Below are 10,914 nucleotides of genomic sequence, written 5' to 3' on the forward strand. Positions count from 1 at the left end.
TATTGGAGCGACAAATGGCTCAAGTACAAGGCAAGATTGTTCAGTGCATCGGCGCCGTGGTGGACGTGGAATTCCCCCGTGACCAGATGCCGCGCGTTTATGACGCCCTGAAGATGGAAGGCTCCACCCTGACGCTGGAAGTGCAGCAGCAGCTCGGTGATGGCGTCGTTCGCACCATTGCGCTGGGTTCGTCCGACGGCCTGCGCCGTGGCATGCAGGTGACCAACACCCATGCGCCGATCACGGTGCCCGTGGGCAAGGCCACGCTGGGGCGCATCATGGACGTGCTGGGCAACCCGATCGACGAGCGCGGCGACATCGATCAGGGCCTGACTTCCTCCATCCACCAGAAGGCGCCGAAGTACGACGAACTGTCGCCGTCGCAAGAACTGCTGGAAACCGGCATCAAGGTGATCGACCTGGTGTGCCCGTTCGCCAAGGGCGGCAAGGTGGGCCTGTTCGGTGGTGCCGGTGTGGGCAAGACCGTGAACATGATGGAACTCATCAACAACATCGCCAAGGCGCACTCGGGTCTGTCGGTGTTTGCGGGTGTGGGCGAGCGGACCCGTGAAGGGAACGACTTCTATCACGAAATGGCCGATTCCGGCGTCGTGAACCTGGAGAACCTGGCCGAGTCGAAGGTGGCCATGGTCTACGGTCAGATGAACGAGCCCCCGGGCAACCGTCTGCGTGTGGCCCTGACCGGTCTGACCATCGCCGAGTCTTTCCGCGACGAAGGCCGTGACGTGCTGTTCTTCGTGGACAACATCTACCGCTACACCCTGGCCGGTACCGAAGTGTCTGCCCTGCTGGGCCGCATGCCTTCGGCCGTGGGCTACCAGCCGACGCTGGCCGAAGAAATGGGCCGGCTGCAAGAGCGGATCACGTCGACCAAGGTCGGCTCGATCACCTCCATCCAGGCCGTGTATGTGCCGGCCGATGACTTGACCGACCCGTCGCCCGCCACCACCTTCGCCCACTTGGACTCCACCGTGGTGCTGTCGCGTGACATCGCCGCCCTGGGTATCTACCCTGCCGTGGACCCGCTGGACTCCACCAGCCGCCAGCTGGACCCGCTGGTGGTGGGCCAGGAGCACTACGAGACCGCCCGCGCCGTGCAAGGCACGCTGCAGCGCTACAAGGAACTGCGCGACATCATCGCGATTCTGGGCATGGACGAACTGGCGCCGGAAGACAAGCTGGCCGTGGCCCGCGCCCGGAAGATCCAGCGTTTCCTGTCGCAGCCGTTCCACGTGGCCGAAGTGTTCACGGGCTCGCCCGGCAAGTACGTGCCGCTGTCGGAAACCATCCGCGGCTTCAAGATGATTGCCAACGGTGAGTGCGATCACCTGCCGGAGCAGGCTTTCTACATGGTCGGTACCATCGACGAAGCCTTCGAAAAGGCGAAGAAGGTCGCCTGATGGCACAGGGCTTCGCTGAGCGAGGCCCGTCCACCGAGCCACCTGTTCCCTTTCCACTGGAGTCCCTATGAGCACCATCCACGTCGATGTGGTCAGCGCCGAAGAGTCCATCTTTGCGGGCGAGGCCAAGTTCGTGGCCCTGCCGGGCGAAGCGGGTGAACTGGGCATTCTGCCTGGCCACATTCCGCTGATCACCCGCATCAAGCCCGGTGCCGTGCGCATCGAGAAGGCCGACGGCGGCGAAGAATTCGTGTTTGTCGCTGGCGGCATTCTGGAAGTGCAGCCGCACTGCATCACGGTGCTGTCCGACACGGCCATTCGCGGTCACGATCTGGACGAAGCCAAGGCCAGCGAGGCCAAGAAGGCCGCCGAAGAGGCACTCAAGAACGCCAAGAGCGATCTTGACCTGGCCAAAGCCACGTCGGAGCTGGCTGTCATGGCCGCCCAGATCGCGGCGTTGCGCAAATACCGCCAGAAGAAGTGATTCGTCCTTGGCGAAGTATCTCTGAAAAGACCGGCCCTGAGCCGGTCTTTTGTTTGGCACGCGCTTTTGGGGTGCATGCTTGCCAGGCATGAGGTCTCCACCCATGGACAGCACGCTGCCTTCGATGTTCGAAAACCCGGAGCTTGGGCCGGAAGCACTGGCGGCGCACCTGCTGGTGACCCGTTCGGCACTGGACGAGCTCAAGCTGGCCGATGCGGTGAAGGTTGTGCGCTACATGCGTCCCAAACGGGTCAAGGCCGGCACGGTTTTCATCCGCGAGGGAGAGGCCGAGCGCAGCGACTTCATGCTGCTGGTGCTTGACGGGGATGTGGCGGTCGAAGGTGGGCAGGGGGGCGCCGAAAACATCGTCGTCAGCGTGCAGGGGCCAGGCAGCCTGATCGGTGAGCTCGGGCTGATCGACGGGGCACCCCGCTCGGCCACCTGTACCGCCATCACCGACGTGTCGGTGGCGATTCTGTCGCGCGCGGCGATGATGCGACTGCTGCAGGCAGAACCCCGCGTCGGCGCGCGGCTCGCGCTGGCGATCGCCAAGCGCACGGCCGATCACCTGCGCGAAACGACGCGCAAGCTCAAAACCTTTGCCCAGATGAACAAGGCGCTGCAGCAGGAGCTGCATGTGGTGATGAACAACCGCACGGGCATTCCGCGCCAGGACTGAGCGGACAGCGTACGGTTCAGACCCGGACGATGGTGTTCGGCAGCTCGTTGGCCGACGGCTGACCGGCCTGGGCCGGAAAGTGGGCAACCAGCAGCGCAGAAACTTCGCCGAGCGCCTGGGTTAGGCCTGTTTCAAAGTCACCGGCCTGCAGGTGAAGGCAGAGGTGATCGACCGCCGCCTGCCACTGTTCGGGCGGCACGTGGCGGGCGAGGGCACGATCGGCCACGAACTCGATGGCCTGTTCGGCGAGCAAGAGGTAGATCAGCACCCCATTGTTGTGTTCGGTGTCCCAGACCCCCAACTGCCCGAACCAGAACAGAGCCCGCTCGCGCACCAGTGGCGCCAGGGTGCAGCGCGGCCCCTGGCGCCACAGCAGGTCGGTCGGCAAGGCGGCTTCGACGCAGATCCGGACCTGGCCGGTGTGCCGTGCTTCGCTGGCGCCAATGCGTGCACTCAGGCGCTCAGCCATGTCATCGGGGATGCGCCGCCGTGTGTCGCGGCTGTCGCACCAGCGGTGCCGCATCAGGGTGAACCAGGCTGCCATGGCTACCACCGCCCGGAGGCGCCACCGCCACCGAAATTGCCGCCCCCGCCAGAACCGAATCCACCTCCGCCACCAAAGCCGCCGCCACCCCAGCCGCCGGAGGAGCCTCCACCTCCCCAGGGGCCCCGACCGCCCCCGCGGCCACCGCCGGAAGACACGGGCAACAAGGGCAGCAACAGCGCGGCCACCAGGGCGACGATGCCGGCGCCTGCGGCAATCCAGGCTACAGAAGTCAAGACCCAGGCGAGCCCGCCCGCGCCGAGACCGGTGAGGAGCGCACCGAAGCGGTTGCCAAAAAAATTGCGCAGCACGGAAGCGAACATGGGCAGGGCGAAGGCCATGAAAACCAACAGGTCGAACCCGCTCACCCTGTCGGCGGGGCGGCTGTCGGGCTGCGCGGCGGGCAAGGGAAGCGCTTCGCCGGCGATACGCGCCTGGAGCTGATCCAGGCCGGCGTTGATGCCGCCAGCGTAGTCGCCGCGCCGGAAAGCGGGAGCGACGGCCTGGTCAAGAATCCGGCGAGCCAGGACGTCGGGGATGGCGCCTTCCAGTGCCTTGGCCGGCGCGATGCGCATGCTGCGGTCGTCCTTGGCAATGACGAACAGCAGGCCGTCGCCGACGCCGGTGCGGCCAATCTTCCAGGCATCGCCGAGGCGTTGGGTGAAGTCGGTGATGTCCTCGGGGGCGGTGGTGGGCACGATCACCACGACGATCTGGGTGCCGCGTTCCTGTTCGAAACGGGCCAGGCGCTGTTCGAGGGCGGTGCGTTGGGTGCCAGCCAGCGTGTCGGTCTGGTCGATGACCCGCGCGTTCAGCGCGGGCACCGTGCGCAATGCCTGGGCTTGGCCGAGTGTCGGCAAGCACAGGCCCCAGAAGCCCGCCAGAGCGAGCCACCAGAGCCAGGGCATTTTGCGGATCACTTCTTCTCGAAGTCGACCTGTGGCGGGGCAGCGATGGCCGCCTCGTTCGCCACCTGGAAACCCGCTTTGGGGGCGTAGCTGAAGGCCTTGGCTGTCAGGTTGGAGGGAAAGCTGCGCACCAGCACGTTGTAGGCCTGGACAGACTGGATGTAGCGGTTGCGGGCCACGCTGATGCGGTTTTCGGTGCCTTCAAGCTGTACGCGCAGGTCGGCAAACGCCTGGTTGGCCTTGAGATTGGGGTATTGCTCGGCGACCACCATGAGCCGGCTCAACGCGCCGGTGAGTTGCCCCTGGGCGGCCTGGAAGCGCGCCATCGCTTCGGGGTCGTTGAGCGTTTCGGGGGTGACCTGAATGCCGGTGGCACGGGCACGGGCTTCGATGACGCGGGTGAGGGTGTCTTGCTCGAAGTTGGCCTCCCCCTTGACCGTGGCCACGATGTTGGGGATCAGGTCGGCCCGTCGCTGGTACTGGTTCAGCACTTCGGCCCAGGCCGACTTGCTTTCTTCGTCGAGGCGCTGGAAATCGTTGTAGCCGCAGCCGGCCAGCAGGCTGGACCACAGCAGAATCAGCACGAGGGTGAGTCGCTGCATGATGAAAACTCCGTTCAAGAGGCGATGTGCCGTTACCATTTTGGCATGCGGCTTTCGCGCGCCCACGCAGCGAACGGCCTCGCCCCCTCAAAGTTCACGCTCCCGTGTCGATATGCCCGCTGCCCGCAAACCCCGCATGCTCCCGAACACGCCCGACGAGGTCGAGCATGCCTTTTACGAAGCCTTGCAACACGGTGATCTTGAGCGGGTGATGGCCTGCTGGGCCGATGAAGACGACGTGGTTTGCGTGCATCCGGGGGGCGCGCGCCTGATCGGCCATGCAGCGGTGCGTGCGGTCTATGGCCAGCTGCTGGCAGACGGGCCGTTGCGGGTGCATGCCGAAAGGGTGCGGCGTCTGGACGCGGGTTCGTGCAGTGTGCACAGCGTGGCCGAGCGGGTGGATCTGCCCGGTAACGACGGTGGGCAGCAGGCCTGGGTGGTCGCGACCAACGTCTATGCCAAAACGGTGCAAGGGTGGCGTCTGGTGGCGCACCATGCGAGCCCCGGCCGCGGTGAAGAGCCGCAGGAAGCGACCGAAGGGCAGGCCGCGCTGTTGCACTGAGATGGCGGAGGATCTGGCCGCCGCGCGCTTTGCGGCGTCGTACCGCGCTCCCTGGTGGTTGCCGGGGGGCAACGCGCAGACCATCTGGGCCGCGACACAGGCGCGCCGCCGGCTGGTGCCGGCGCTTGGTGCGGTGGTATGGGCGCGCGAACGCTGGGAAACGCCCGACGGCGATTTCATCGATGTCGACACCACCGCGCACGCGAGCGCTCCCGGTGCACCGATGCTGGTGCTCTTTCATGGGCTGGAAGGCTCTTCGGCGAGTGCCTATGCCGAAGCCTTTGCGGACGTGGCCGAGGCGTGGGGCGTGCCACTGGCGGTGCCGCATTTCCGTGGCTGTTCCGGTGAGCTGAACCGCGCGCCCCGGGCTTACCACTCGGGAGACCATGCCGAGATCGACTGGATCCTGCGGCGCCTGGCCGCAGCCCAGCCGGATCGTGCCCTGCTGGCGGCAGGGGTCTCTCTGGGTGGCAATGCCTTGCTGCGCTGGGCGGGAGAGCAGGGGACACAGGCCGCCGCCGTGGTGAAAGCCGTGGCGGCCATCTGCTCGCCGCTGGATCTCGCGGCCGGGGGGCAGGCCATCGGGCGCGGCTTCAACCGGCTGGTGTACACCCGCATGTTCCTGCGCACCATGGTGCCCAAGGCCCTGGCCAAGCTCGCGCAACACCCCGGGCTGTTCGACCGGAATGCGCTGCTGGCCGCCCGCGACCTGTACGCGTTCGACAACGTGTTCACCGCACCCCTGCATGGCTTCCGGAACACGGAAGACTATTGGACAAGGGCTTCCGCCAAACCGCTGTTGCACGCCATCCGGGTGCCGGCGCTGGCCCTCAACGCGCTCAACGACCCGTTCGTGCCGGCCTCTTCGTTGCCGAGTCCGGCAGACGTGGCTGCGGGCGTTACGCTCTGGCAACCCGCGCAGGGCGGGCACGTGGGTTTCCCCGTGGCCGACCCGCCGTGGGGCTGGTCCGTGCATGTGCGCGCGATGCCGGAGGCCGTGGGCCGCTGGCTGCTGGCCCATGTGTAACCCCGCCCGCTCTGCGGGCCTGTCAATCGAGGAGATCCATGGACGAAATCGTGAAAGCGGCCATGGCCAAATGGCCGAACGTGCCCGACTGCTACGGCTGGCTGGGCCTGGATGCCCGGGGCCATTGGTACATGCGCGACGACCACACACAGGCGCAAGGTCCTTTTGCCCGGCTGCCTGGTGATGAGGGACCTGCTGCGAAGGGGTCGATGCTGCGGCACGACAAGCTGATCGAATTCATCCAGCGCAACTACGCCGCCGATGCACAAGGTCGCTGGTTTTTCCAGAACGGCCCGCAGCGGGTGTTTGTCGAGCTCGAAGCCACGCCCTACATCTGGCGCCTGCCACCCGATGGCGAGGTCGTGGCGCACACGGGCACGGCGGCGGGCGAGGTGCAGGCCTGCCTGATCGACGAGGCGGGGCACCTGTATCTGCGCACACCGTTGGGCCTGGGACGTGTGCACACCGCCGACATGGCGGTGGCGGCCGATCGGGTGGAAGCGGGGCAGTGGGTGCCGGCGCCAGTGCGGCAGATCGATCTGCCGGCGATCGGCGGTTTCGATCCGAGCCCTGCCCGTGGCGCTCCGGGCTGAGCATCGCAGGGGGCACAAAAAAGCCGGTCGAAGACCGGCTTTTTGGGTTGGGGGGATGAAAAGGGCCGAATGGCTTACTTCACCGCAGCCAGCATGTATTCGACCGCAGCCTTGATGTCGGCGTCGGAAGCGGACGTGCCACCCTTGGGTGGCATGGCGCCCTTGCCCTTGAGCGCGCTGGCGGTCAGGCCGTCGAGGCCGGCACCCACACGCGGGGCCCAGGCCGCCTTGTCACCCAACTTGGGGGCACCTGCCACGCCCGCAGCGTGGCACACCTGGCAAGCCTGCTTGTAGAGGGCCTCGCCACCACCGGCCACCGAAGCGCTGGCGGCAGCGGGGGCTGCTGCAGGGGCTGCTTCGGCCGCAGGAGCCGCCGCAGCCGGTGCAGCGGCGGGGGCTTCGGCAGCGGGAGCTGCTTCGCTGCCCGCTGCGGCCGGCGCTTGGGGTTCGGCGAACTTGGCGCCGCCGGCGTTGGCCATGTGCACCACGGCACGACCGATTTCGACATCGCTGAAAGCGCCGCCGCCCTGGGCACCCATGGCGCCCTTGCCCTTCAGGGCAGAGTGCAGCAGGGCGTCGTAGCCGGTGGCGATGCGGGCCGACCAGGCGCCTGCGTCACCGAACTTGGGCGCGCCAGCCAGACCGGTGGCGTGGCAGGCCGCGCATTGGGCGGTGTAGACCGCTTCGCCCGACTGCAGCGGGCGGTTGGCGTCGCGCAGCTCGACCGAGCCAATCTTCTGGATGCGCTGCGCCGTGGCCAGGGCCGGATCCACCGAACCGGCGGCGGGCTTGTCGTCGCGGGTGACGTAATAGACGAGGCCGATGATGATGAACACGGGGACCACAAACGCGAAAAACGACGTCCACAGCAACTGGGCAGGCGTCTTGATGGGGCCGGTGTGAGAATCGTGCGCGTGGTCGCTCATGGTGTCCTCGGGGGCGATGGGCTCGCTGGTTGGGTGTGGGGCAATCCGCTGGCGGGCAGTGGACAGCCCTCAATTATATCCAGCCCCCCTTGGCAGCCGGCGACGTTCTTGGCCGCCTGCTAGAATCCGCGAGGTTGCGGCTGTAGCTCAGTGGATAGAGTATTGGCCTCCGAAGCCAAGGGTCGTGGGTTCGATCCCCGCCAGCCGCGCCACCTTTTTTGCCGTCCTGAAATCGCAAGCATTTGTGATGCAGACCTCCATGCGCAGGTTTGTCGGCGGGACGCTGATCCCTTCTTCTATACGAGACCCGGCTGTGGCGTGCCCAGCCGGCGCCGCAGCCCGCGCATGAGCGCCCCCAGCACGGGCAGCTTCATGTAAAGCTCTTCGGCCGCGTCCCAGTAGTCGCGGTGCAGCGCGACCAGGCCGTCCGGTGAAAACACGAGGTGGGTGGCCCCACGGATGCACAGCTCGGTACTGCCCGCCCGGCGCTGGAAGTGAAACGCCCAGGTCAGGAAGGCGTGGTCGCCCTCGGTGGCGCTGTGCGCCACCCGGAAACGGGGATCGTGCAGGGCCTCGAACATGTGGTGGAAGATGCGGCCGATCGCGTCGCGGCCCTGGACTTCGTTGAACGGGTCTTTGAAAGCGGCCTGCTCGCCGTACAGCGCCAGCAGCGTGGGCAGGTTGGCGGGGCTTAGCTGCTCGTAGGCGGCGATCAGCCGGTTGGTGCGGGGGGCGGGGCTGGCGGCGGTCATGGTTCAGGACTGGGTGACACGGCGCACCGCCGCGAAGTACCACGCATCGGGCAGACAGCGCAGCAGGCGCACCCAGCGCGTGAAGCGGCGTGGGAAGTTCATCTCGAAGCGGCCCTGGGCCCAGCCACGCAGCATCGCCGCAGCGGCCTGCTCGGGCGTGATGAGCGCGGGCATGGTGAATGCATTCTGTGCCGTCAGCGGCGTGTCGACAAAGCCGGGGTTGACGATGGAAACGCCCAGGCCGTGCGGGTGCAGATCAAGGTACAGATTTTCGGCCAGGTTATTGAGTGCGGCCTTGGTCGGGCCGTAGGCGAGCGAGAGCGGCAAGCCGCGGTAGCCGGCCACGCTGCCGACCAGGCTGATGTGGCCCTGACCCGCGCTCAGCAACTGCGGCAGCACGGCGTCCAGCAGGTGCAGGGCGCCGCCGTAGTTGACCGCCAGGTGGCGCTGCATGTCGCTCAGGTCGAAGGCGGTCGCCGTCTGCGCGCGGTAGTGACCTGCGCAGTACAGCACCAGGTGCGGTGGGCCACCGGTCTGGGTCAAAACCGCCTCGACTGCCGCGCGCACCGCGTCGGCGTCGGTCACGTCCAGCGGCAGGGCCAGGCTGCCAGGGTGTTCGTGCACGAAGCTGTCCAGGGCCTCGGCCTGGCGCGCCGAAACCACGATGCGCGCGCCCTGGTGGTGCAGCAAGGCGGCGGTGGCGCGGCCGATGCCCGACGAAGCGCCGACGATCCAGACCGTGCGGCCGCGCCAGTCGGTCAGCGGTGGGTTGAGCGGGGAGCCGAACAGGGGCATGGCTCAGTTCGCGGGAGCGGGTTTGGTGAACACCAGGGTCACTTCGCCCAGATGCAGGCCGAACTTGCTCATGGCCGAGCGGTTGAGCACCGTGCGCTCGTCCATGCGGTACATCCAGTCGTCCAGGTGCACGTTCCACACGCGGCCGTCCACCGGCAGCGCGAGTGTGTAGGTCCAGTGGAACGCATTGCCGGCCGTCTGCCCGCTGGCTTCGCCGACCACGTCATCGGCCTGGCCGGTGTAGCGGCCATCGCCGTGGTGTCGCAGGCGCCAGACGCGGCGCTGTGTGCTGCCGTCGCTGTAGCGGAAGTGTTCGTCGAGCGTGCCCTCGTCGCCGTTCCACTGGCCGGTCATCTTCACGGTGAAGCGTTTGACGACGCGGCCCGACCGGTCGGTGAAGATGCCCTGGGCGGTGAGCGGGCCGTTGAGGTAGTCCCGCAGGTCGAGCAGCGGGGTTTCGTTCGCGTACTCGCGCACGTCGGGGCCGGCGCAACCGGCCAAAGCGACGGCGAGGCCCGCTGCGGCCAGCGCCGCTATGGCGCGGCGGCGGAGGTGAATCCAAGGAGTCTTCATGAGGTTTGCCTCCACGTGGGGTGACGGTGTTCAAAGCGCCACAGCAAGCCGGCCGCGCTCAACTTGAGCAGACAGGGCAGGCCGCCGTAGGCCCAGGCCAGCGCCTGCAGGCCTGTGGGGTCGGTGCCGCCGGCGCGGTAGCCCCAGGCAGCCAGCAGCGGCAGGGCCAGGCCGGCGGCCAGGGCCAGGTTGAGCTTGGTGGCACAGGCCCACCAGCCCAGGTAGCGGCCTTCGTGGCGCTGGCCGGCTCCGGCCTGGTGGATCACCCCGGTCAGCAGGGCGCCGGGCAGCGCGAGGTCGGCGCCCAGGGCCAGACCGCTGGCCAGGCAGATGCCGAGGAACCAGAGACCGTCGCCGCTGCCGAGCCAGGGCGTGAACGCAAAAGCGGCCACGCTGGCCAGCATGCCCAGGCGCCAGGTGGGGGCCAGGCCCCAGCGGCCGACGGCGCGCACCCACAAGGGCAGGCCCAGGGCGGCGGCGCCGAAGAAGGCCAGCAACAGCAACGGCTGCAGGTCCGGGGCCTGCAGGCGGTCGGCGACAAAAAAAGGCAGCAGCGTGGCCGGCACCGCGCTGGCCACGCCGTTGAGCATGAACACGGCCAGCAAGGCGCGAAAGGCCGGGTCGGACCAGGGTGACGGCGCGTTGTCAGGCGGTGCCGAGTCTGCGGTGGTCGCCAGCAAGGAGGGGGAGCGGGTGCGGCCGAGTGCGGCAAGGGCCAGTGCCAGACCGGCAGCGAGCACCGCGCTGGTGGCGCTGAAGCCGAGCCAGGCGGGCAGTGCGCTGGCCAGCAGCACACCGGCCAGGGTGGCGCCTTCGCGCCAGGCCGCCACGCGGGCGCGCCACAGCGGGTCGCCACCCCAGCGCGTGCCCCAGGCCTGGTGCAGGATGCTCACGCCGCTGTAGGCCAGCGTGCTGACCAGCAGGGTGGCGCAGAGCCACAGGAGCAAGGCCGTGGGCGTGCTGCCAGGCGGGTGCCACAGCGCGGCGAAGCCAATCGCCAGCACCGCGCTGCCCAGGGCCGCGGCCCGCCAGGCTGGGCGCGGGCCAC

Annotated in this window: 14 protein-coding genes and 1 tRNA gene; 7 read left to right on the plus strand and 8 right to left on the minus strand. The window is 67.9% G+C overall.

Going from position 1 to position 10,914, the window contains the following annotated elements; translation table 11 throughout:
- Positions 1-14: 14 nt before the first annotated feature.
- The 3 genes from atpD (at position 15) to QQK43_RS18560 (ending at position 2,584) form a co-directional block, all read left to right on the plus strand.
- On the plus strand, positions 15-1,421 hold the full coding sequence (atpD, locus tag QQK43_RS18550; protein WP_234264345.1) for a F0F1 ATP synthase subunit beta: 1,407 nt from the start codon (positions 15-17) through the stop codon (positions 1,419-1,421).
- Positions 1,422-1,488: 67 nt separating this feature from the next.
- Positions 1,489-1,905, plus strand: coding sequence for a F0F1 ATP synthase subunit epsilon (locus QQK43_RS18555; RefSeq protein WP_234264346.1), 417 nt, complete (start codon positions 1,489-1,491; stop codon positions 1,903-1,905).
- A gap of 103 nt (positions 1,906-2,008) precedes the next feature.
- The gene (locus QQK43_RS18560; RefSeq protein ID WP_284308955.1) at positions 2,009-2,584 is read left to right on the plus strand and encodes a cyclic nucleotide-binding domain-containing protein; all 576 of its coding nucleotides are present in this window, start codon (positions 2,009-2,011) and stop codon (positions 2,582-2,584) included.
- 16 nt (positions 2,585-2,600) lie between these two features.
- Here QQK43_RS18560 and QQK43_RS18565 read toward each other — a convergent pair whose 3' ends face one another.
- Genes QQK43_RS18565 through QQK43_RS18575 form a run of 3 tightly spaced genes read right to left on the minus strand, consistent with a single transcriptional unit; the run spans position 2,601 to position 4,638 of the window.
- On the minus strand, positions 2,601-3,128 hold the full coding sequence (locus QQK43_RS18565; RefSeq protein ID WP_284308956.1) for a TPM domain-containing protein: 528 nt from the start codon (positions 3,126-3,128) through the stop codon (positions 2,601-2,603).
- Positions 3,129-3,130: 2 nt separating this feature from the next.
- A complete protein-coding gene (locus QQK43_RS18570; protein ID WP_284308957.1) occupies positions 3,131-4,048 on the minus strand; it encodes a TPM domain-containing protein in 918 nt (305 codons plus the stop codon).
- Positions 4,045-4,638 (minus strand): LemA family protein, encoded by a 594-nt coding sequence (locus QQK43_RS18575; RefSeq protein ID WP_284308959.1) that lies wholly within the window; start codon positions 4,636-4,638, stop codon positions 4,045-4,047. Before QQK43_RS18575 ends, QQK43_RS18570 begins: the two co-directional genes overlap by 4 nt.
- Positions 4,639-4,774: 136 nt before the next feature.
- Between QQK43_RS18575 and QQK43_RS18580 the strand changes: the two genes are divergently transcribed.
- From QQK43_RS18580 to QQK43_RS18590, 3 genes are read left to right on the plus strand one after another with little or no spacing between them, the layout of a single operon-like run.
- On the plus strand, positions 4,775-5,200 hold the full coding sequence (locus QQK43_RS18580) for a YybH family protein (protein WP_284308960.1): 426 nt from the start codon (positions 4,775-4,777) through the stop codon (positions 5,198-5,200).
- Between the two features lies 1 nt (position 5,201).
- The gene (locus tag QQK43_RS18585) at positions 5,202-6,227 is read left to right on the plus strand and encodes a YheT family hydrolase (protein WP_284308961.1); all 1,026 of its coding nucleotides are present in this window, start codon (positions 5,202-5,204) and stop codon (positions 6,225-6,227) included.
- A 38-nt stretch (positions 6,228-6,265) separates the two neighbouring features.
- On the plus strand, positions 6,266-6,820 hold the full coding sequence (locus QQK43_RS18590; RefSeq protein ID WP_284308962.1) for a DUF2946 family protein: 555 nt from the start codon (positions 6,266-6,268) through the stop codon (positions 6,818-6,820).
- A 74-nt stretch (positions 6,821-6,894) separates the two neighbouring features.
- On the opposite strand, the gene QQK43_RS18595 is transcribed toward QQK43_RS18590, so the two are convergent.
- A complete protein-coding gene (locus QQK43_RS18595) occupies positions 6,895-7,746 on the minus strand; it encodes a c-type cytochrome (RefSeq protein WP_284308963.1) in 852 nt (283 codons plus the stop codon).
- A gap of 136 nt (positions 7,747-7,882) precedes the next feature.
- Between QQK43_RS18595 and QQK43_RS18600 the strand changes: the two genes are divergently transcribed.
- Positions 7,883-7,958 (plus strand) — tRNA-Arg (locus QQK43_RS18600).
- Positions 7,959-8,042: 84 nt separating this feature from the next.
- On the opposite strand, the gene QQK43_RS18605 is transcribed toward QQK43_RS18600, so the two are convergent.
- The 4 genes from QQK43_RS18605 to QQK43_RS18620 form a co-directional block, all read right to left on the minus strand.
- A complete protein-coding gene (locus tag QQK43_RS18605) occupies positions 8,043-8,498 on the minus strand; it encodes a nuclear transport factor 2 family protein (protein WP_284308964.1) in 456 nt (151 codons plus the stop codon).
- Positions 8,499-8,501: 3 nt separating this feature from the next.
- The gene (locus QQK43_RS18610) at positions 8,502-9,293 is read right to left on the minus strand and encodes an SDR family NAD(P)-dependent oxidoreductase (protein ID WP_284308965.1); all 792 of its coding nucleotides are present in this window, start codon (positions 9,291-9,293) and stop codon (positions 8,502-8,504) included.
- A 3-nt stretch (positions 9,294-9,296) separates the two neighbouring features.
- Positions 9,297-9,866 carry a DUF3833 domain-containing protein gene (locus tag QQK43_RS18615; protein WP_284308966.1) on the minus strand — a complete coding sequence of 190 codons (570 nt, stop codon included), beginning with the start codon at positions 9,864-9,866 and terminating at the stop codon, positions 9,297-9,299.
- The coding region (locus tag QQK43_RS18620) for an MFS transporter (RefSeq protein WP_284308967.1) at positions 9,863-10,914 on the minus strand (1,052 nt) is incomplete at its 5' end. The genes QQK43_RS18615 and QQK43_RS18620, both read right to left, overlap by 4 nt.

The organism is Hydrogenophaga electricum (assembly GCF_030160815.1).
Taxonomy (GTDB): Bacteria; Pseudomonadota; Gammaproteobacteria; order Burkholderiales; family Burkholderiaceae_C; genus Hydrogenophaga; species Hydrogenophaga electricum.